The 20079-nt window shown below is 60.7% G+C and carries 16 protein-coding genes; 5 read left to right on the top strand and 11 right to left on the bottom strand.

The window, feature by feature from the left end:
• Nucleotides 1-167: 167 nt before the first annotated feature.
• Nucleotides 168-1295: a branched-chain amino acid ABC transporter substrate-binding protein gene (locus HGO40_RS12490; RefSeq protein ID WP_250963251.1), complete on the bottom strand. Its 1128-nt coding sequence runs from the start codon at nucleotides 1293-1295 to the stop codon at nucleotides 168-170.
• Between the two features lie 181 nt (nucleotides 1296-1476).
• Between HGO40_RS12490 and HGO40_RS12485 the strand changes: the two genes are divergently transcribed.
• Nucleotides 1477-1638: a hypothetical protein gene (locus HGO40_RS12485; protein WP_250963250.1), complete on the top strand. Its 162-nt coding sequence runs from the start codon at nucleotides 1477-1479 to the stop codon at nucleotides 1636-1638.
• A complete protein-coding gene (locus tag HGO40_RS12480; RefSeq protein WP_053119051.1) occupies nucleotides 1635-1940 on the top strand; it encodes a DUF2288 domain-containing protein in 306 nt (101 codons plus the stop codon). Before HGO40_RS12485 ends, HGO40_RS12480 begins: the two co-directional genes overlap by 4 nt.
• Nucleotides 1941-2224: 284 nt before the next feature.
• Here the strand turns inward: HGO40_RS12480 and HGO40_RS12475 are convergent, their stop codons facing one another.
• On the bottom strand, nucleotides 2225-4402 hold the full coding sequence (locus HGO40_RS12475) for a hypothetical protein (protein ID WP_186708465.1): 2178 nt from the start codon (nucleotides 4400-4402) through the stop codon (nucleotides 2225-2227).
• A 184-nt stretch (nucleotides 4403-4586) separates the two neighbouring features.
• Nucleotides 4587-6776 (bottom strand): putative bifunctional diguanylate cyclase/phosphodiesterase, encoded by a 2190-nt coding sequence (locus HGO40_RS12470; protein ID WP_284739085.1) that lies wholly within the window; start codon nucleotides 6774-6776, stop codon nucleotides 4587-4589.
• 289 nt (nucleotides 6777-7065) lie between these two features.
• Here HGO40_RS12470 and HGO40_RS12465 point away from each other — a divergent pair, with 289 nt between their 5' ends.
• Entirely contained in the window at nucleotides 7066-8415 is a 1350-nt protein-coding gene (locus tag HGO40_RS12465) for a spinster family MFS transporter (RefSeq protein WP_250963248.1), read from the top strand.
• Between the two features lie 138 nt (nucleotides 8416-8553).
• Here HGO40_RS12465 and HGO40_RS12460 read toward each other — a convergent pair whose 3' ends face one another.
• Both HGO40_RS12460 and pobA read right to left on the bottom strand, forming a co-directional pair.
• Entirely contained in the window at nucleotides 8554-10071 is a 1518-nt protein-coding gene (locus HGO40_RS12460; protein WP_250963247.1) for an MDR family MFS transporter, read from the bottom strand.
• A 69-nt stretch (nucleotides 10072-10140) separates the two neighbouring features.
• A complete protein-coding gene (gene pobA / locus HGO40_RS12455) occupies nucleotides 10141-11331 on the bottom strand; it encodes a 4-hydroxybenzoate 3-monooxygenase (RefSeq protein ID WP_250963246.1) in 1191 nt (396 codons plus the stop codon).
• 175 nt (nucleotides 11332-11506) lie between these two features.
• Between pobA and HGO40_RS12450 the strand changes: the two genes are divergently transcribed.
• A complete protein-coding gene (locus tag HGO40_RS12450) occupies nucleotides 11507-12400 on the top strand; it encodes a helix-turn-helix domain-containing protein (RefSeq protein ID WP_250963245.1) in 894 nt (297 codons plus the stop codon).
• A 7-nt stretch (nucleotides 12401-12407) separates the two neighbouring features.
• Here HGO40_RS12450 and HGO40_RS12445 read toward each other — a convergent pair whose 3' ends face one another.
• From HGO40_RS12445 to arcD (HGO40_RS12420), 6 genes are all read right to left on the bottom strand, one after another.
• Nucleotides 12408-12584 carry a hypothetical protein gene (locus HGO40_RS12445; RefSeq protein WP_162843733.1) on the bottom strand — a complete coding sequence of 59 codons (177 nt, stop codon included), beginning with the start codon at nucleotides 12582-12584 and terminating at the stop codon, nucleotides 12408-12410.
• 291 nt (nucleotides 12585-12875) lie between these two features.
• Nucleotides 12876-13235 (bottom strand): DUF5064 family protein, encoded by a 360-nt coding sequence (locus HGO40_RS12440; RefSeq protein WP_250963244.1) that lies wholly within the window; start codon nucleotides 13233-13235, stop codon nucleotides 12876-12878.
• A gap of 64 nt (nucleotides 13236-13299) precedes the next feature.
• Nucleotides 13300-14229 carry a carbamate kinase gene (arcC, locus tag HGO40_RS12435; RefSeq protein ID WP_250963243.1) on the bottom strand — a complete coding sequence of 310 codons (930 nt, stop codon included), beginning with the start codon at nucleotides 14227-14229 and terminating at the stop codon, nucleotides 13300-13302.
• Nucleotides 14230-14368: 139 nt separating this feature from the next.
• The gene (locus tag HGO40_RS12430; protein ID WP_250963242.1) at nucleotides 14369-15379 is read right to left on the bottom strand and encodes an ornithine carbamoyltransferase; all 1011 of its coding nucleotides are present in this window, start codon (nucleotides 15377-15379) and stop codon (nucleotides 14369-14371) included.
• Between the two features lie 70 nt (nucleotides 15380-15449).
• On the bottom strand, nucleotides 15450-16706 hold the full coding sequence (gene arcA / locus HGO40_RS12425) for an arginine deiminase (protein WP_250963241.1): 1257 nt from the start codon (nucleotides 16704-16706) through the stop codon (nucleotides 15450-15452).
• A 31-nt stretch (nucleotides 16707-16737) separates the two neighbouring features.
• The gene (gene arcD / locus HGO40_RS12420; RefSeq protein WP_250963240.1) at nucleotides 16738-18165 is read right to left on the bottom strand and encodes an arginine-ornithine antiporter; all 1428 of its coding nucleotides are present in this window, start codon (nucleotides 18163-18165) and stop codon (nucleotides 16738-16740) included.
• A gap of 373 nt (nucleotides 18166-18538) precedes the next feature.
• On the opposite strand from arcD (HGO40_RS12420), the gene arcD (HGO40_RS12415) reads away from it, so the two are divergent.
• A complete protein-coding gene (arcD, locus tag HGO40_RS12415; protein ID WP_250963239.1) occupies nucleotides 18539-19966 on the top strand; it encodes an arginine-ornithine antiporter in 1428 nt (475 codons plus the stop codon).
• Nucleotides 19967-20079 lie beyond the last annotated feature (113 nt).

Below are 20079 nucleotides of genomic sequence, written 5' to 3'. Positions count from 1 at the left end.
ATGGATCTGCATCCACTTCGGACTCGAGGTTTGCCAGCGAACCGCTGATGACGGTTTTGAGATTTTCAGGTGGGGAGACTGGCGGATCACGCCAGCGCGGCCCAATACATTTAAAACAAAGCCCACGGCACGCCGTGGGCTTTATTGGCAGTCAGTCAGGCCAGGCCTTACTGAGGCGAAGCTTCGGTTTTAGGTTTGCCGAAATGCCACTCGTAGACCACGAACTTGAAGTCCTTCAGGTCGCCGTTCTTGTCGAAGCTCAAGTCACCGGTAGGCGTCTTGAAGGTGCCGGCGTGGATGGCTTCAGCCACTTTGGTCGCGTCTTCGCTCTTGGCAGCCTTGATCGCGTCGGCGATCACGGTCACAGCGGAGTAGGACGGGAATACGAACGGACCGCTCGGGTCTTCTTTCTTGGCCTTGAACGCATCAGCCAGGGCAACGTTGGCCGGATCCTGGTCGAAGGATTTCGGCAGGGTCACCAGCAGGCCTTCGGAAGATTCCTTGGCGATTTGCGAGATGGAGTCGTTACCCACGCCTTCCGGACCCATGAACTTGGCCTTCAGGCCTTTTTCCTGGGATTGACGCAGGATCAGGCCCAGCTCCGGGTGGTAGCCGCCGTAGTAGACGAAGTCGACGTTGGCTTGCTTGAGCTTGGCGATCATCGAGGAGAAGTCTTTGTCGCCGGCGTTCACGCCTTCGAAGACGGCCACTTTCACGCCTTTGCCTTCGAGGGTTTTCTTCACGGCGCTGGCGATGCCTTCACCGTACTGCTGCTTGTCGTGCAGGACCGCAACGATCTTCGGCTTGACGTGGTCGGCGATGTAGTTGCCGGCCGCTGGGCCTTGGGCGCTGTCCAGGCCGATGGTACGGAAGATCATCTTGTAGCCGCGAGCGGTGATGTCCGGGCTGGTGGCCGCCGGAGTGATCATGATCACGCCTTCGTCTTCGTAGATGTCGGAAGCTGGCTGGGTGGAGCTGGAGCACAGGTGGCCGACCACGAACTTGATGCCGTCGTTGACGACTTTGTTCGCGACCGCGACCGCTTGTTTTGGATCACAGGCGTCATCGTATTCAACGGCGACCAGTTGCTTGCCGTCGACGCCGCCCTTGGCGTTGATCTGTTCGATGGCCATTTTCGCGCCACTGAACTGCATGTCGCCGTATTGGGCTACAGGGCCGGTTTTCGGGCCGGCGATGCCGATCTTGATGGTGTCGGCGGCAAACGAATGGCTGGCAACCCCGGCCAGAACCATAGCGGCAAACAGTTTGGAAATCTGCTTAGTAGCCTTAGTCATAGTGCTCCACTCATGCTGTTGTAGTTTTTATAGTCCTGGCGCCGTAGCAGCAGAACCGGGTCAGATATCTTGGATACCCTCGCGGAAAATGCCCCCGGCAACTGTACCGGTACAGTGTAGAGCGCCGATTGTTGGCAAGGGAAGCTGGCGCTTGGGGGCAAAACCTGGGGGTGTCGCTTAATTGAAAGAAAAAGACAGAATAGCGGCGGGGGTTGTCCGGTCGTTTCGGCAATCCTTGGCTTTCCTGCGCTTTTCAATCGGTGCTGCAATTGCTACCGGGTTTTTCTGCCAGACCACCGACGTTATCATTCGCGCCGATTTCTTTTCCGGACAGTTCCCATGAATCAAGAACCTAGCACCCTCTATGCCAAGCTGCTTGGTGAAACCGCATCCATCACTTGGAAAGAGCTGGAGCCGTTCTTTGCCAAGGGTGCCCTATTGTGGGTCGATCCGGCACTGGATCTGATCGCCGCCGCCGAGGCCGTTGCCCAGGACGAAGGTACCAAAGTCGCCGCCTGGCTGGCCGCCGACCAGCTCGCCAAGCTGTCTGAAACGCGGGCGCTGGATTTTTTGGAGCGTGATCCGCAGCTCTGGGCGGTGGTGGTTTCGCCCTGGATTATGATCCAGGAAAGGGCGTCGAATTGATCGATGCACCAAGTTGGTTCGCTCGTTGGCCTGATGGAAAGTGTGTAGGTGAGTAGCGTGATGCCAGCCTGCCGTGGCGAAACGCCACAGGGCAGGGTGACGTATACGTAACGGGAACAGTTCATTGAGCAGCCTATGGGCTGCTTAATTGTTTCTGGATGTTGTTCAAGGTAGAGATTCAAGACCGCTATCGCGAGCAAGCTCGCTCCCACAATGAGCCTGTGCACAAAACCTGTGGGAGCGAGCTTGCTCGCGATTTGGGGCGAAACGGTTTCAAGCCAGCCTCAATAAGACCTGCCCGTATGGTTATTCAGGGAAATAACCTTGGTCTTGCCAATCCGGTGACGGTAAATCTCGCGCAGGTACTTGATCGACTTCTTAACGCAGTCCCGGGACAGGCGGATGTCGTTGATCGAGACAAACTTGTCCTTGTCGTTGATCAGCTCACGGTACTTCTTCTCATACATCGGCTTGATCGCGTACCAGTTGGTGTCGAGGATCTTCGCCGGGTTCTCGAACTCATTGAGCAACTCGTCGATGCGGGCTTCGTCGAAGTCTTCATTGATGATGAAGTCCAGGATCGAGTTGTCCAGGGTCTCGTCGAAGCGGTACGGGGTGCGGGCGAAGCAGCGCTTGATGAACGCCACGATCAGGGTCAGGAAGTCATCCGACAGGCACGGGCTCTTGGCGATCAGGGTGGTCAGCGACAGGTTGGCCGAGGCGCCGATCACCAGCGCGTAGCGCTTGAGCGTGGTATTGGGAAACAGGCTGTTGAGGTGGGTCTTGAGCCGGTTCAGGTCCATGTAGGACAGCTTGTAGTCCTTGGGCAAGGAGACAATGGACACCACCGACGAGCAATTCTTGAAGAAATGCAGGTCGTGCAACGCGGCGGCGTCGTAGCCGGAGTTCTTGTACTGCTCCAACGAGGCACGGTAGCGCTTGGATTCGATGGGCAACAGGCTGATGCCTTCGATGGCCTGGGTGACCTTGTTGAAGTGCGGCAAGTCGATGGAGCGGAAGAACAGGTCGTCGATGTTCAGGCGCGGCGGCTCTTTCTCGAACACCTTGAACTTGTCGCCGCTCGGCGCCGGGGTTTCCGGGACGACGGACTCGGCGTAGGCAATCGCCACCGGGCCGGCCAGGCTCATGAACAGGTCGTTGGCGTCCAGGCGAATGGTTTCGCCGATGTCGATGCCGGCGCGACGGAAGTAGTTCTGGTCGTAGTCGGTGGTGACGGCCTGGGCCGTCAGGATGTTGAAGATCTGCTGGGAGATGTACTGGTTGGCGTGCTTCTCCATGGCATTGACATCAATGTTCTGGATGTTGCCGTCATCGCTTTCTTCGGCGTAGCGCATGATGTCGTTGGAGATCAGCATCATCGCGTTCCACGGGCGAATGCGCCCCATGACGCTGGCTTCGCTGCTGTCTTCGTTGGCGAAGTTGTACGAGAAATCCCATTCTTCCGACAGGTACTTGCACAGCAGGCGTCCGGCGTTGATGTGCAGCGCCTCGGACATTTCGCTGCGATGGTCGGAAATGTTCGGCAGCACGCAGATGCCGCTGGTGAAGATCGGCTCGAAGACGAAGGAATGACCGCTCTTGCTGTCGTGCTCGTCCATCGGTTTTGTGTCGAACGTCTTGTTCATGTACGAATATTGCTGGGCCAGGCCGAACTCCGAGGCCATGCCCGAACCGGTACCGCCGCCGGCGCTGAAGATCGAGAAATACAGGCGCGACTGGTTGGCCTTGATGCCGCAGCTGTCGATCAGGTACGAGTGGATCATTTTCCAGTCGGGGCTGGAGAAACGCTGGGTGTCCTTGTTCAGGATGATCTTGGCCAGGTACTGGCCGAGGATCGGCGCGTTACCGGCGCCACCGGCGTGGACTTCCGACAGGTCCATGATTTTCATTTTGCTGTAGTCGCGCAAAAAGCCGCTTTTCTCGCCCTTGCGCGAGAAACGGATGCGCCCGGCGATGTCCTTGTCCAAGTCGCCGAGCATGACCAGCGGTTCCACCAGGAATACCGGTTTGCTGGCCTTGCTGGTGCCCAGGCGCAGGTTGTTGCGGATCCACTGTGCGGGGCTGTAGCCCTTGTCGCTGTAGCCTTTGTCTTCGGCGTTGAACTCGTTGAGGTAGAACTTGCGGGCGTTGTACACCAGCTCGGCCACGTCCAGGGCGATGTTGGAGCCGCAGCGACCCAGGCCGATCAGGCACACCGACGGGAACTCCTGCTGGGCACGGTCGAATTCGTCGTCCACCAGGTGCGGTGGGCGCGGGAACACGGTGTCACGCAGGCCATCGAGGTTGTCGAGGATACGGTCGGTATTGGTTTCGGTGAAATACAGGTACTGCTGGGTCGACAGAGGGCGCGGAGGGGGCGATGGCTTCGAGACTTCAGGGCCGTTGGCGGCCGGGCTCAAGGTCAGATCGGATACCGCAGTGGCTGTTTTTTTTGAGGTCATTGTGCGCCGTATGCCTGTAGTGGTCGGCTCGGCGACAAGCTGTCATCGAGTCATCACGGAATGGGATCGCGTCTTCCTGCTGCGCGAATGTGGCCCCAGCGTCAGGGGCTGGCCTGAACGTCCCTGGGGAGTCCTTCAATCATGTTGAATCGGCCAACATTCGTTGTTCTTTAATCAATGAAGGCTAAATGATGGCGGTGGCGTTGTTCATGTGCGTGCGTTGATTGATTTCGGTCACCACTGCCGGCAATTCAGCCAGCGGTACCGGGTGGCTGAGCAGATAGCCTTGAATGAAGTCACAGTCATGGCCTTCGAGAAAGTCATACTGCTCGAAGGTTTCGACGCCATCGGCGACGACCTGCAAATGCAGGGCATGGGCCATGACGATAATAGCCTGGACGATTTCCATGTCCTGGGGCGTCGTGGCAATGTCCTGGATGAATGAACGGTCGATCTTCAACGTGTCCAGTGGCAGGCGCCTGAGGTAGGACAGGGATGAATAGCCGGTGCCGAAGTCGTCGATCGACAATGAGACCCCAAGGGCTCGAATCTGCCGCAGCAGAATGAGGGTCTTGGGAAGATCCCCCATCAGCGCGCTTTCGGTCACTTCCAATTCCAGTCGCTGTGGCGCCACCCCGCTGACGCGAAGGGTGTGTTCGATTTCGTCAGCCAGTTCTTCTCGCGCCAGGTTCAGGGGCGAGCAGTTCACGGCGATTCTGAGCGTTGCGCAATCGCAGTGGGACAATGCGCCCAAGTCTTCGCAGGCCTTGCGCAGCACCCAGTTGTCCAGTTCGGTCATCAGGTCGTTGGCTTGCGCGATGCCAACGAACCGATCCGGCGTCAGCAATCCATGTACCGGGTGCTGCCAGCGAACCAGTGCTTCAAGTTTGGTAACACGACCGACTCTCAAGTCATAGATCGGTTGGTAATACAGCATCAACCCGGTGCCTTTGCGCAGGGCGTAACGCAACTCTTCTTCGAGCTGCAGTTCCAGAGTGGCGCGGGTCGTAAGGTGTGGACTGAAAAAATGCAGCCCGTTACGGCCGCTGTCCTTGGACTGGTACAGCGCCAGGTCGGCGTTCTTCAGCAGTTCTTCGCATGTCTTGCCATCTTCCGGAAACAGGCTGATGCCGATGCTGGTGGTCATGACCACGCGCCGTCCTGACAATTCGATGGGCTCTTTCATTTTGGACATGATTCGCTGAGCCATCAGCCGCGCTTCTTCACGGTCCTGCAAGCTGGTGAGGAGGCAGAATTCGTCGCCTCCGAAACGCGCCACCACGTCATCCTGGCTGCGCACCGAGGCCTTGATATAGCTGGCCAGGGCTTTGAGCAGTTCATCGCCGGCATCATGGCCCAGGCTGTCATTGATTCGTTTGAAGTGGTCGATATCGAGAAACATCACCGCCAGCATGCCGCCTTTGCGGGTGTTCTCGATGAGCTTTTCGGCAAAGACCTGGTTGAAGCCGCGGCGGTTGAGCAGCTTGGTCAAGGGGTCGTAGTGGGCCACCTGTTGCAGCGACAGACGTGCCTGATCCAGTTCACTGACCAGGGTGTTGACCCGCTGCAGATCGTGCTCCTTGTGTTGCAGCTTCTTGTCCGCCAGTGCGGCACCGATGCTGCTGCCGATGATCAGCAGCGTTATCAGCGCGACGGTCAGCCCGATTTGCTGGTGATTGTTGCCGCCGGACGGCGAATGAAGGTTGCCCTCGGGAAGCACCAGGCTGAGCGCCGCCATGCCGGTGAAATGCATGCTGACGATGCCGGCCCCGAGTACCAGGCTGGCAATGTATTTGAGCTGTTTATGGACGATGCCGGTGCCATCGCGCAGGTGACTGGCAATCAGCAGGGCGGCCAGGCTGGCACCGATGGCGATGATGACGGAGAGCGCGAAGAGGGCCGGTTGGTAGTAGATCATCGCATTGGATCGCAGGGCGGCCATGCCCACGTAGTGCATGATCGCAATGCCCAGGCCGATCCACACCGCGGCCTGCAGGTACTGCCGGAATTTCAGCTCAGGGTGGCTGAGGGTGTGCATGGCCAGCCACGAGGCGGTCAGGGCAAATAACAGCGAGAGCAGGGTGGTGGGCAGGTGATAATGGATTTCGATCGGTGCCTGGAACGCCAACATGCTGATGAAGTGCATGGACCAGATACCGCCCGCCAGACAGCCGGCGCCCACCCAGCGCCAGAGCCGGCGGGACGCGGTTTTTGTCACGTTCCCGACCCGTTCGGTCATATCCAGCGTGGCGAAACTGGCCGTGCAGGCCACCAGATAGGCCAGTAACACCAGGAAAGGGTTATGGCTGCAATCGAGTATGACCTGCCCGCTTGCGGGCAGGTCGGTCATGAAATGTAAACCAAGCCACTCCATAGCTCGTTCCATCCCTTGGTAATCCGGCCTTCGCGGTGGGCACTGGCCAGCACGGGTAATGTCAGTGGCGTTGCACGGTATCCAACGTAGCGTAGTAGCATTTTGGTTTCAGGGTTGGAAATAGCGGTTGGAACGCTTGAAAAAACATTGTTGGAGATAACCGCTGCCATGGATGGATATCAGCCCTGCGAATAGTTACAGACAGCGCTGGCGGGCATGCCTAGATTGTCGGTTCCGGGCTCGAGCGCGTTGGCAATGAAGCCCCAAAACAATAAAAAGAGACCGACCCATGCAGAACTCGACCCACGCGGCGAATGCCTGGCGCATTCTGTTCCTGTTGTTCCTGGCCAACCTGTTCAATTTCTTCGACCGCACCATCCCGGCGATCATCATTGAGCCGATCCGCATGGAATGGAGCCTCAGTGACTTCCAGATCGGCATCATCGGCACCGCGTTCACCATCGTTTATGCCATTGCCGGCCTGCCCCTGGGGCGCATGGCCGATAACGGTTCGCGCAGCAAATTGATGGGCTGGGGGCTTGCGGCTTGGAGCGGGCTGACGGCGGTGAACGGCCTGGTCGGCAGTTTCTGGGCGTTTTTGGTGGTGCGCATGGGCGTCGGCATCGGCGAGGCCAGCTACGCGCCGGCGGCCAACTCCTTGATTGGCGATCTGTTCCCGGCCCATCGTCGAGCGCGGGCCATGGGCATTTTCATGCTCGGGCTGCCGCTGGGGCTGCTGCTGGCGTTTTTCACCATCGGCGCGATGGTCAAGGCCTTCGACAGCTGGCGCGCGCCGTTCTTCATCGCGGCGGTGCCTGGGCTGGTGCTGGCGGTGTTCATGTTTTTCATCAAGGAGCCCAAGCGCGGCGCGGCGGAAACCGTGCAGGTGTCCCAGGAAAAGATCGACAAGCCGGTCCGCCGGGTGCTGGCGATTCCGACCTTTCTTTGGCTGGTGCTGGCGGGGCTGTGCTTCAACTTCGCCACCTATGCCTGCAACTCATTCCTGGTGCCGATGCTGCAGCGTTATTTCCTGATGCCGCTGCACGAGGCGGCCGTGGCGACCGGGATCATGGTGGGCGTGACGGGCTTGTTCGGGCTCACCCTGGGCGGCTGGGTCGCAGACAAGATCCACCAGCGCGTGCCCTACGGCCGCCTGCTGTTTGCCGCGTTCAGCCTGGCGATTTCGACGGTCACCACGGCGTGGGCCCTGCATGCCGGGCGCATAGAAATCGGTGTGTTCGTGGCGGTGTTCAGTGTGGGTTGGCTGTTTGCCTATAACTTTTACACCTGCGTCTACACCGCGATCCAGGACGTGGTGGAGCCGCGCCTGCGCGCCACGGCGATGGCGTTGTACTTTGCCGGGCTGTATTTGCTCGGCGGCGGCCTGGGGCCGGTGGTGGTGGGCGGCTTGTCCGACTACTTCGCCCGCACGGCCATGGCGACCGCAGGCGCCCCGCAGATGACCGAAGCCTTCAAGGCCATCGGCCTGCACGACGCGATGTACCTGATCCCGGTGGCACTGCTCCTGACCATGGTGTTCCTGTTCCTGGCGTCACGCTGCTTCGTGCGCGATGCCAAGCGGATGAAGGATGGGATGAGTGCAGTGGTGGTGCCGGAGGGGGTGGTGGCGACAGCCTAGTGAGAGTTTGTGACAACGATGCTTTTGTGGCGAGGGAGCTTGCTCCCGCTCGGTTGCGCAGCGACCGCACCATTTTTGGGGCCGCTTCGCGGCCCAGCGGGAGCAAGCTCCCTCGCCACAGAGGTGGTGTGTTACAGGTTATCCAGCCTTGTCATCCCGCCCCCGCAACAGGCGATTAGGCATCGCCACCGCTGCGGCCAACCCCAGCAGCGACACCGCCGCGCTGATCAGCAGCAAATGCCGGAACGTCGCCTGCAACGCCTGGCGCAAGGCATGCTGCGCCTCGCCCGGGGCAGCATTGAGGCCGTCGAGCAAGACGTTGCCGGAATGCCCTTCGCCGAGCGGCGACGAACCGGTGAGCTGGGCGAAGCTTGAATCCTGCAGCAGGGCCAGCAGCAACGCCGACATCAGGGCCACGCCCACCGCGCCGCCGAGGGAGCGGAACAGGTTGGTGGTGCTGGTGGCGACGCCGATGTCCTGTTGCTGCACGGCGTTTTGCGAACCCACCAGCGATGTGGGGAATTGCATGCCAGAGGCGATGCCGCTGAGCAGCATGAACAGGCTGCTGAGCCAGAGCGCGTCAGGCGCGGTGAAGGCCATGCCGAGGATCGCGAATGGAAAAAGCAGGGCGCCGCTGAGGATCATCGGTCTGTAGCGCCCCGTGACCGAGGTTCGGCGGCCGGCGAAATACGCGCCGATCGGCAGCCCCATCGCCAGCGGCAACAAGTGCAACGCCGCGCTGTCGGCACCGGCGCCGGTCACGCTCTGGAAGCGCAGCGGCACCAGCACCGTCAGGGAAATCGCCTGGAAACTGGTGAAGAACACCGTGCACCAGCACAGCACCGCGCTGCGGTTGGCGAACAGGTGCATCGGCAGCAACGGTTCCCGAGCCCGGCGCTCGTGCCAGGCGAACATCCCCAGCGCTACCCCCGCGCAACCCAGCAACCCCAGCACTTCAGGGCTGTGCCAGGCATGGCCTTGGCCGACCTGGGTTATCCCCAGCAACAATGCCGTCAGGCCGATGATCAGCAACACGGTGCCCAGGTAATCGATGATTGGCGTGCGTTGCGGTATTGGCAGCCCGACCAGGGTGCGCCGGGCCACCCACCAGGCCACGAGGCCCAGTGGCAGGTTGACCCAGAACACCCAGCGCCACGACAGGTATTCGGTCATGTAGCCACCGAGCACCGGCCCGGCCACACTGGCCACCGCGTACATGCTGCTGAAATACCCCTGGTAGCGACCCCGCTCCCGGGGCGGGATGATGTCGCCGATGATCGCCTGGCTCACCGAACTCCTCCCGCCGGCGCCGATGCCCTGGAAAATCCGCGCCAGTACCAGTTGATCCATGTTTTGCGCCAGGCCACAGAACAGCGAGGCCAGGGTGAACAGGCCCATGCCGAACAACATCAGCGGTCGGCGGCCATAAAGGTCACCGAGCTTGCCGTAGATCGGCACCGCCACGGTCATGGCGACCATGTAGCCGGAAATCACCCAGGCCAGCAGGCTGACGTCGGCGAATTGTGCGGAGATGGCCGGCATCGAGACGGCGACGATGGTCTGGTCCAGGGCACCGAGGAAAATCGCCAGCATCAGGGCAACCAGTACGCTGCGGATGGCCGGTTTTGGGGCTTGGTGCGTATTGAGCTGAGTCACGACAGAACCTGCGGGCGTCGCGCCAAAGAGGCGAATGGGACGAAGCCCGCAGTTTAAGTCGATAGGCGGCTATTCGATAGCCTCGTAAGGAAGCCCGACGTAATTTTCCGCAATGGTTTTTCGACCGGCCTCGGAGTCGAGGAAATACTCCAGTTCGGCTTCGCTGATGCGCTGGTTGAAGGCGTCGTCGTCGAAGCGGTGCAGCATCGACGTCATCCACCAGGAGAACCGCTCGGCTTTCCACCCGCGTCGCAGGCAGATGGCCGAATATTGTTCCAGCAAGTCCACACGGCCGTCGCGATAGACCTTGAGCAAGATGTTGAACAGCGTGCTGACATCGCTGGCCGCCAGGTTCAAGCCCTTGGCCCCCGTCGGTGGGACGATGTGGGCCGCATCGCCCACCAGGAACATCCGCCCATACTGCATCGGTTCGACCACGAAGCTACGCAGGGGCGCGATGCTTTTTTCGATGGAGGGGCCGGTCACTAGGGCGTCGGCCAGGTCGGCGGGCAGGCGGTTTTTCAGTTCACCCCAGAAGCGCTCGTCCGGCCAGTCGGCGACGTGTTCCTCGGCGGGGACTTGCAGGTAATAACGGGTGCGGGTCTTGGAGCGCATGCTGCACAGGGCAAAACCGCGGTCGTGCCGCGCGTAGACCAGCTCCTCGTGCACCGGCGGGGTGTCGGCCAGTACGCCGAGCCAGCCAAACGGGTAGACGCGCTCGAAGACCTTGAGCTTTTCCGCTGGAATGGACTGGCGGGCCACGCCGTGGAAACCGTCGCAACCGGCAATGTAGTCGCAGTCCAGGCGCCAGGCTTGCCCTTCATGTTCGAAGGTCACGAAGGGGTGTTCGGTTTGCATGTCGTGGGGCTGGGCGTCACTGGCCAGGTACAGGGTGCGGGCGCCGGCGGCTTCGCGGGCGGCCATCAAGTCACGGGTGACTTCGGTCTGGCCGTAGACCATGACGTTTTTACCGCCGGTCAGGCCCTTGAGGTCGATGTGTACCCGCCGATCGTTGAGCACCAGTTCAAAGCCGTCATGGGGCAGGCCTTCGGCGTCCATGCGCTGGCCAACGCCGGCCTGGCGCAGCAGCTCGACCATGCCTTGCTCCAGCACACCGGCGCGGATGCGACCCAAGACATAGTCCGGGGCCTGGCGTTCGAGGATGACAGTGTCGATCCCGGCGTTGTGCAACAACTGGCCGAGCAGCAGGCCAGAGGGGCCGGCGCCGATGATAGCGACTTGGGTCTTGAGGGTTTTCATTGTTCTTATGACTCGCACGAAGCACGCGACCAGGGTCGGTGTTGATTGTTATGGACCGAGTGCCTGCATTTTTCGCTTGCGGACCTGTCAGTTGAAGGGGAAAACTGAGCCGATACCTGTTCTTTTCGCCAATTGGTGCGATTATCGCCCGCAACCCCAGGCCCGGATCCACGTTATGAAAAAACCTGACCTGCCTTCGATCCCGGTGTTCAAGCTCTACGGTGAGCGCCAGGAATGGCCGACGCCGGATCTGCTGCATTGCGAGACCATCTCCAAGCGCAGCCGCGAGCATCAATGGGAAATCAAGCCCCATCGGCACGCCGACCTGTGCCAGTTGCTGTTTGTCTTCAAGGGCCAGGCGGAACTGGAAATCGAAGGCCGGCGCACGCAACTCACCGAGCCGGCCGTGCAGATCCTGCCGCCGCTGTCGGTCCATGGCTTTCGTTTTTCCGAGGATGTGGAAGGTTACGTGGTGACGCTGGCGGCGCCGCTGGTCACGCACCTGCAAGCGCAGCTGGGGCATTCGGTCAATGTGCTGGCCCAGGCCGAAAGCTACCCGGCCCTTGAGAATGCCGAGTACCTCAACAGCCTGTTCAGCGCCTTGCAGAATGAGTACATGGGGCATCAACCGGCCCGGGAAATGCTGATGCATGCGCTGGTCAGCGTGATCATGGTCTGGGTCAGCCGCCAGGTGATGCAGCGCCACACCCAGGCCCAGCGCCCGCAACGGGCCCGGGAGTACCTCAACGGTTTCATTCAGTTGGTGGAAGAAACCTATCGCGAGCACGTCAAGGTCGAAGACCTGGCCCATCGCCTGGGCATTTCCGTGTCGCACCTCAACGGCACCTGTCGCGAACTGGCGGGGCAGCCAGCGTTGCAGATCATGCATGAGCGCCAGTTGCTGGAAGCCAAGCGCCTGCTCACCTACACGGGCATGACCATCTACGAGATTTCCGAACTGCTCGGGTTTTCCGACCCGACCAACTTCACTCGGCTGTTCCGTCGGCGCGTCGGTATCTCGCCCAAGGCGTTCCGGGACCGGCTCAAGACCGATCAACAGGACGACTGACCACGCCTCAGCGCAGGGCGTTCAGGGTTGCGCTATGGGGGATGCAGCGTTCGAAATTGCAGCTGGCATATTCACGGGGCAGTTGCCTGGCCTGCTCGACCCGGTAGGCCGCAGTGCCATACAGCGCAAGCGTAGCGGCGCAAGTGACGAAAATGGCGAGGCGTCTTCTTGTTTTGATGTTCATGGCGGTGACCTCTGAACGAATACCCGGGGGTACTGTATTCAGCATAGGTCAGCTATAGCGAGTTGCCAGCCAGGCAGGCTTTGTGTGTAACCCGATATTCAGAACACTGATATTCCCCTGTTGGGGCCCAGGCCTCAAGGCTGAAGCCCTGCTTCATTGTGGCGAGGGAGCTTGCTCCCGCTGGGCCGCGCAGCGGCCCCAAGCTCTTGCGGTCGCTGCGCAACCGAGCGGGAGCAAGCTCCCTCGCCACAGGTTCATTTCATGTCAGGAATGGCAGCGTTTCCCAGCCAGTTATTCCAGGTGCTCCGGCTTCATCGGGTCGCCCGGCTTGACGTCCAGTTGGTGGCGCACGTCTTCAAACATTTCGTCGTAGTACTTGTGCATCGAACCGATGCTGGCAGCCTTGGGCAGGCCGTATTTCTGGGCGATGCGCGTGGCATGGCGGGCGAAGTCGAAGGCTTGGTCCTTGGCCAGGAAAAAGGTCTCGTCCAGGGTTTTTTCTTCCACCGTGCCGTGCAGTTGGAACGACATGCCCGTCTCGCCCTTGTCGTTCTGATCGAGCTTGTAGTCGATGCACAGGTTGTAGCTGAAATCATCCTTGTTCAGCGCATGGCGTTCCATGTGCAGGTGACCGGGTTTGAACGTGGCCATAAACGACTCTCCTTCGAAGGCATGGAGAACGGCAGACACCGTGCCTGCCGCATAAGTTTTCCCGTTAGCGATAAACAATGCCCGGCGTCGCGGTGCTGATGCGCGGGCCGGCGGTGCCCTGGACGATAGCATCGATGTCCGCCAGCGACCCGATCACCGCGACCTTGCCGGTATTGCGCGCGAATTCACAGGCAGCCTGCACCTTCGGCCCCATGGAACCGGCGGCGAAGCCGAGCCGCTCCAGTTCGTCGGGATGGGCCTGGGCGATGGCTTTCTGGGTCGGCTTGCCGAAGTCGATGCACGCGGCGTTGACGTCGGTGGCGGTCACCAGCAGATCGCGTTCCAGCTGTTCGGCCAGCAGCGCCGAGCACAAGTCCTTGTCGATCACCGCTTCCACGCCTTGCAGCTTGCCGTCGGCGTCGTACATCGTCGGGATGCCGCCACCGCCGGCGCAGATCACGATACTGCCTTTTTCCAGCAACCATTTGATCGGGCGGATTTCAAAGATGCGCTTGGGCCTGGGGCTGGCGACCACGCGACGGAACTTGGCGCCGTCCGGGGCGATGGCCCAGCCTTTTTCAGCGGCCAGTGCCTGTGCTTCTTCCCGGCTGTAGACCGGGCCGATGGGCTTGGTGGGGGTTTGGAAGGCCGGGTCGTTGGCGTCCACTTCAACCTGGGTCAGGAGCGTGGCGAAGGGGACTTCGAAGTCCAGCAAGTTGCCCAGTTCCTGTTCGATGATGTAGCCGATCATGCCCTCGGTTTCGGCGCCGAGCACGTCCAGCGGATACGGCGTGACCGAGGTGTAGGCCGCCGCCTGCAGCGACAGCAGGCCGACTTGCGGGCCGTTGCCGTGGGCGATGACCAGTTGGTTGCCGGGGTGGATCTTGGCGATCTGTTCGGTCGCGGTGCGGATGTTGCTGCGTTGATTGGCTGCGGTCATGGGTTCACCCCGACGCAGGAGGGCGTTACCGCCCAGGGCAACGACGATGCGCATGGTGCTGTCCTTTAAAAAATGGATCGAACAACCTGATTCCCTTGTGGGAGCGAGCTTGCTCGCGAGGACAGCGGCACATCCAACATCAATGCAAGCTGACACTTCGCCATCGCGAGCAAGCTCGCTCCCACAGTGGGTTCTAGATATCCGCCAACGCCGCCACCAGGATCGCCTTGATGGTGTGCATGCGATTTTCCGCCTGCTCGAAGGCGATGTTGGCCGGGGATTCGAACACCTCCTCGGTCACTTCCACGCCGTTGGCCAGGTTCGGGTAGCGTGCGGCGATGTCCTTGCCGACCTTGGTTTCACTGTTATGGAACGCCGGCAGGCAGTGCATGAATTTCACCCGTGGGTTGCCCGACGCCTTCATCATCTGCGCGTTGACCTGGTAGGGCAGCAATTGCTCGATGCGCTCATCCCAGGCGTCAACCGGCTCGCCCATGGACACCCAGATGTCGGTGTGGATGAAGTCCACGCCCTTGACGGCTTCCCTCGGGTCTTCGGTGATGGTCAGGCGGGCGCCACTTTCGGCGGCGAAGGCCTGGCACTGGTCGATGAAATCCTGGTGCGGCCACAAGGCTTTTGGCGCGCCGATGCGCACGTCCATGCCCAGCTTCGCGCCGATCATCAGCAACGAATTGCCCATGTTGTAGCGGGCATCGCCCAGGTAGGCGTAGCTGATGTCATGCAGCGGCTTGTCGCTGTGTTCGCGCATGGTCAGGGTGTCGGCGATCATTTGGGTGGGATGGAATTCGGCGGTCAGGCCGTTGAACACCGGCACCCCGGCGAACGTGGCCAACTCCTCGACGATCTCCTGTTCGAAGCCACGGTATTCGATGGCGTCGAACATCCGCCCCAGGACTCGGGCGGTGTCTTTCATGCTTTCCTTGTGGCCGATCTGCGACGACACCGGGTCGATGTAGGTGACGTGGGCGCCCTGGTCGTGGGCGGCGACTTCAATGGCGCAGCGGGTGCGGGTCGAGGTTTTCTCGAAGATCAGCGCGATGTTCTTGCGCTTGAGGTGCGGCTGTGCGGTGCCGGTGTACTTGGCACGCTTGAGGGCGCGGGACAGGTCCAGCAGAAAGTGCAGCTCGCGGTTGGTGTGGTGCATCAGGCTCAGCAGGCTGCGGTTGCGCATGTTGAACGCCATGGTGTGGATCTCCTCTGGTGTAGGTTATCCCCGAGACCGATTCCGGATAAGGAACGGCCTCGGCTCGAAGTCAGTAATCGATCGGGTCGCGGATGATCGGGCAGGTCATGCAATGGCCACCGCCCCGGCCCCGGCCCAGTTCGCTGGCGCTGATGGTGATGACTTCCACGCCGGCCTTGCGCAGGAGGGTATTGGTGTAGGTGTTGCGGTCATAGCCGATCACCACGCCCGGTTCCACCGCCACGACGTTGTTGCCGTCGTCCCATTGCTCGCGTTCGGCGGCGAAGCTGTTGCCGCCGGTTTCCACGACTCGCAACGCGGGTAGCTTGAGGGCGGCGGCCACGGTGTCGAGGAAGCTGCCGTCCTCGCGGCGCACGTCGATGCCGCCAGGCTTGCTCTCGTCAGGGCGCAGGGAGAAGGCGACGATCTGGCTCACCACTTCGGGGAATACCGTGACCAGGTCGCGGTCGCAGAAACTGAACACGGTATCCAGGTGCATGGCGGCCCGGGATTTCGGCAAGCCGGCGACAATCACCCGTTCCACCGCGTTGTGCTTGAACAGGTTCAGCGCCAACTGGCCGATGGCTTGGCGGGACGAGCGCTCGCCCATGCCGATCAACACCACGCCGTTGCCAATGGGCATGACATCGCCGCCTTCAAGGGTGGCGTTGCCGTGGTCCTGGTCCGGGTCCCCATACCAGACTTGGAAGGCCGCGTGGGTGAACTCCGGATGGAATTTATAGATGGCGCTGGCCAGCAGGGTTTCCTGTCGGCGCGCCGGCCAGTACATCGGGTTCAAGGTCACGCCGCCGTAGATCCAGCACGTGGTGTCGCGGGTGAACTGGGTATTGGGCAACGGCGGCAGGATAAAGCTGGAGTGTCCGAGAAAGTCGCGGAACATCTGGATAGTCTTGCCACCGAAGCTGTCCGGCAGGTCATCGGCCGAGACGCCGCCGATGAGGAATTCGGCGATGTGGCGCGGTTCCAGGCTGCGCAGCCACGAACCGACTTCATTCACCAGGCCCAGGCCCACCGAGTTGGCGCTGATCTTGCGCTGGAGGATCCAGTCCAGGGCTTCGGGGATGGCGACGATGTCGGTCAGCAGGTTGTGCATTTCCAGCACATCGATATCACGCTCGCGCAGCTTGGTGACGAAATCGAAATGGTCGCGCTTGGCCTGGTTGACCCAGATCACATCGTCGAACAGCAGCTCGTCGCAGTTGTTCGGGGTCAGCCGCTGGTGGGCCAGGCCCGGGGAACAGACCATGACTTTACGCAGTTTGCCGGCTTCGGAATGAACGCCGTACTTCACTTTTTCCGTGGTCATTACACATCCTCCCGTTAAAACAATCAGCCAACTACAAGGTCAGGAAGCCGTCGTAGAGCCCGTAGGCGGCCACGAGGGCGCCTGCGACCACCGCGGCGAAAATCAGCTTCTCGACAGAGGTGAAAATAGGTTTGCCCAACTCGCGCTTGGCCCTGGCGAACAGGATCGCGCCGGGGGCGTAGAGTAGGGCAGAGAGCAGCAGGTACTTGATGCCGCCGGCATACAGCAGCCACACCGCATAGATCAGGGCGATGGCCCCGATGACCAGGTCCTTGCGCCGCTCGGCCGCGAAGCCTTCATAGGTCTCGCCACGCACCGCCAGCAGCAGCGCATAGGCCGCCGACCAGAGGTACGGCACGAGAATCATCGAGGTGGCGAGGTAGATCAGTGACAGGTAGGTGCTGGCCGAGAACAGGGTGATGACCAGAAATAGCTGGACCATCGCATTGGTCAGCCACAGGGCGTTGGCCGGTACGTGGTTGGCGTTCTCCCGGCGCAGGAACTCGGGCATGGTGTGGTCTTTGGCGGCGGCAAACATGATCTCGGCGCACAGCAATACCCAGGACAGCAGGGCGCCGAGCAGCGAGATGATCAGGCCGACGCTGATCAGCACCGCACCCCAATGCCCGACGACATGTTCCAGCACGGCGGCCATGGACGGGTTCTGCAACTTCGCCAGTTCAGGCTGGGTCATGATGCCCAGGGACAGCACGTTCACCAGCACCAGGAACAGCAGCACGGTGATGAAACCGATGACGGTGGCCTTGCCGACGTCGCTGCGTTTCTCGGCGCGGGCGGAAAAAATGCTCGCGCCCTCGATGCCGATGAACACCAACACGGTGACCAGCATCATCTTGCGCACCTGGTTCATCACGCTGCCCAGGTCCGGGTTCATCGTGCCCCAGATGTCCCGGGTGAAGATCTCGAGCTTGAAAGCGAACAGGGCGATCAGCACGAACAGCACCAGCGGCACGATCTTGGCGACGGTGGTGACCAGGTTGATGAATGCGGCTTCCTTGATCCCGCGCAGCACCAGGAAATGCACCGCCCACAGCAGCACGGAGGCGCCGATTACCGCCGCGACGGTATTGCCCTCACCAAAGATCGGGAAGAAGTAGCCCAAGGTGCTGAACAGCAGCACGAAGTAACCGACGTTGCCCAGCCAGGCGCTGATCCAGTAGCCCCAGGCCGACGAAAACCCCATGTAGTCGCCGAACCCGGCCTTGGCGTAGGCATACACGCCGCCGTCCAGATCAGGCTTGCGGTTGGCCAGGGTCTGGAACACGAAGGCCAGGGTTAGCATGCCGACGGCGGTGATGGCCCATCCGATCAGCACGGCGCCGACATCGGCACTGGCTGCCATGTTTTGTGGCAGGGAAAAGATTCCCCCGCCGATCATTGAGCCGACGACCAATGCAACCAACGCACCCAATCGAAGTTTTCCGGGCGTATCAGACATGTACGAGACTCCAATGCAGGAGAAGAGAGTCATCAGGCGAAGTCGATTTGAAGTTTGAATAGCTGATCTGGATCAGTGCATGACAACATTCCGTTGTTAATGAAGGATTTGAAGCGTCCATTAGGGGTTTTAATTGCTCGAGAGGCCCATTCCAGGTGGTCTTGGCAAAAATGGCGATAATCTGCGCTCTCACAGGATTATTCACGCTAGTTGATTTCCGCTGAGTCGCAACTATTTTGTAGTTGGCTGTTCTGGCACTTTTTATTTAGCGCGATTGAATAAGGGCCAGTAAATAAGGCAACGGAATTTGCACGGTAGGCGTTATTCAAAAGCGCTATTGGGCTTTTATTTAATTATTAAATAGCGAGGCGAAATGTCGCCACCGATTGAAAAATTGCCGCTGGGCGCGTTGGTCGCACTGGTGGTGGGGTCGATGATCGGTGGTGGGATCTTTTCCCTGCCGCAAAACGTCGCGGCTCAGGCCGATGTCGGGGCGGTGTTGATCGGTTGGGCCATCACCGCCGTCGGCATGCTGACCCTGGCCTTCGTGTTCCAGACCCTGGCCAATCGCAAACCGGCATTGGACTCGGGCGTGTATGCCTACGCCAAGGCCGGGTTCGGTGACTATATGGGCTTCTCGTCCGCCTGGGGTTACTGGATCAGCGCCTGGATGGGCAATGTCGGTTACTTCGTGCTGCTGTTCAGCACGTTGGGGTATTTCTTCCCGGTGTTTGGCCAGGGCAATACGCCGGTGGCCATCGGCTGTGCATCGTTGCTGTTGTGGGCCGTGCATTTCCTGGTGTTGCGGGGCATCAAGGAGGCGGCGTTCATCAACCTGGTGACCACCGTGGCCAAGGTCGTGCCGCTGTTGATGTTCATTGTCCTGGCGGCCGTGGCCTTCAAGGCCGAGGTGTTCACCCGCGATATCTGGGGCACGATGAGCCCGGACCTGGGCAGCGTGATGGACCAGGTGCGGCACATGATGCTGGTCACGGTGTTCGTGTTCATCGGTATCGAGGGCGCCAGCGTGTATTCGGCGCGGGCCCGGAAACGTGCGGACGTAGGGCGGGCGACGGTGATCGGTTTCCTCGGTGTCCTGGCGTTGCTGGTGCTGGTGAATGTGTTGTCCCTGGGCGTCATGAGCCAGCCGGAATTGGCGCAGTTGCAGAACCCGTCACTGGCAGGCGTGCTCGAGCACATTGTCGGGCCTTGGGGCGCATTGGCGATCAGCCTGGGCTTGGCGGTGTCATTACTGGGGGCGCTGCTGTCCTGGGCGCTGCTGTGCGCCGAGATCCTCTACGCCACCGCCCGGGACAAGACCATGCCGGCATTCCTGACCAAGGAAAATGCCAACCATGCGCCGGTCAATGCGCTGTGGTTGACCAATGGCATGATCCAACTGTTTTTGCTGATCACTCTGTTTTCCGCCGGCACCTACACCAGCCTGATTTATCTGGCCTCATCGATGATCCTGGTGCCCTACTTGTGGTCGGCCGCTTATGCGGTGCTGCTGTGCGTCCGGGGGGAAACCTACGAACGAGCCTCGGCCCAGCGCATGAAGGATCTGTGCATCGGTGGCGTAGCCCTGTGCTATGCGGTGTGGCTGTTGTACGCCGGCGGGTTGAAATACCTGCTGCTGTCGGCGTTGTTGTATGCACCCGGAGTGATCCTGTTCGCCCAGGCCAAGCGGGAACAGGGACAGCCCTTATTCACCGCTGTGGAAAAAGGTGTTTTTGCCTGTGTGCTGTTTGGCGCGGGTGTAGCGGCGTATGGGTTGTACAGTGGATTTTTGGCGTTGTGAGGTTCACCGCAATGCCAAGGCGAACCCCTGTGGCGAGGGAGCTTGCTCCCGCTGGGGCGCGTAGCGGCCCTGTTTTTCTGGGGCTGCTGCGCAGCCCAGCGGGAGCAAGCTCC

Origin of the sequence: Pseudomonas sp. CG7, from assembly GCF_023701885.1 — a bacterium.
In the GTDB taxonomy this organism is placed as follows: domain Bacteria; phylum Pseudomonadota; class Gammaproteobacteria; order Pseudomonadales; family Pseudomonadaceae; genus Aquipseudomonas; species Aquipseudomonas zanjanensis.
The sequence above is the reverse complement of the archived record's forward strand: the minus strand, read 5'-3'. Positions and strand labels throughout refer to the sequence as shown.

Excerpts from the sequence above, each read along its gene's own strand:
- HGO40_RS12430 (WP_250963242.1), bottom strand. The coding sequence starts at position 15,379 with ATGGCGTTCAACATGCGCAACCGCAGCCTGCTGAGCCTGATGCACCAC.
- HGO40_RS12480 (WP_053119051.1), top strand. The coding sequence starts at position 1,635 with ATGAATCAAGAACCTAGCACCCTCTATGCCAAGCTGCTTGGTGAAACC.
- arcD (WP_250963240.1), bottom strand. The coding sequence starts at position 18,165 with ATGTCTGATACGCCCGGAAAACTTCGATTGGGTGCGTTGGTTGCATTG.
- pobA (WP_250963246.1), bottom strand. The coding sequence starts at position 11,331 with ATGAAAACCCTCAAGACCCAAGTCGCTATCATCGGCGCCGGCCCCTCT.
- HGO40_RS12440 (WP_250963244.1), bottom strand. The coding sequence starts at position 13,235 with ATGGCCACGTTCAAACCCGGTCACCTGCACATGGAACGCCATGCGCTG.
- HGO40_RS12465 (WP_250963248.1), top strand. The coding sequence starts at position 7,066 with ATGCAGAACTCGACCCACGCGGCGAATGCCTGGCGCATTCTGTTCCTG.
- arcA (WP_250963241.1), bottom strand. The coding sequence starts at position 16,706 with ATGACCACGGAAAAAGTGAAGTACGGCGTTCATTCCGAAGCCGGCAAA.
- arcD (WP_250963239.1), top strand. The coding sequence starts at position 18,539 with ATGTCGCCACCGATTGAAAAATTGCCGCTGGGCGCGTTGGTCGCACTG.
- HGO40_RS12445 (WP_162843733.1), bottom strand. The coding sequence starts at position 12,584 with ATGAACATCAAAACAAGAAGACGCCTCGCCATTTTCGTCACTTGCGCC.
- HGO40_RS12475 (WP_186708465.1), bottom strand. The coding sequence starts at position 4,402 with ATGACCTCAAAAAAAACAGCCACTGCGGTATCCGATCTGACCTTGAGC.
- HGO40_RS12470 (WP_284739085.1), bottom strand. The coding sequence starts at position 6,776 with ATGGAGTGGCTTGGTTTACATTTCATGACCGACCTGCCCGCAAGCGGG.
- HGO40_RS12450 (WP_250963245.1), top strand. The coding sequence starts at position 11,507 with ATGAAAAAACCTGACCTGCCTTCGATCCCGGTGTTCAAGCTCTACGGT.
- arcC (WP_250963243.1), bottom strand. The coding sequence starts at position 14,229 with ATGCGCATCGTCGTTGCCCTGGGCGGTAACGCCCTCCTGCGTCGGGGT.
- HGO40_RS12490 (WP_250963251.1), bottom strand. The coding sequence starts at position 1,295 with ATGACTAAGGCTACTAAGCAGATTTCCAAACTGTTTGCCGCTATGGTT.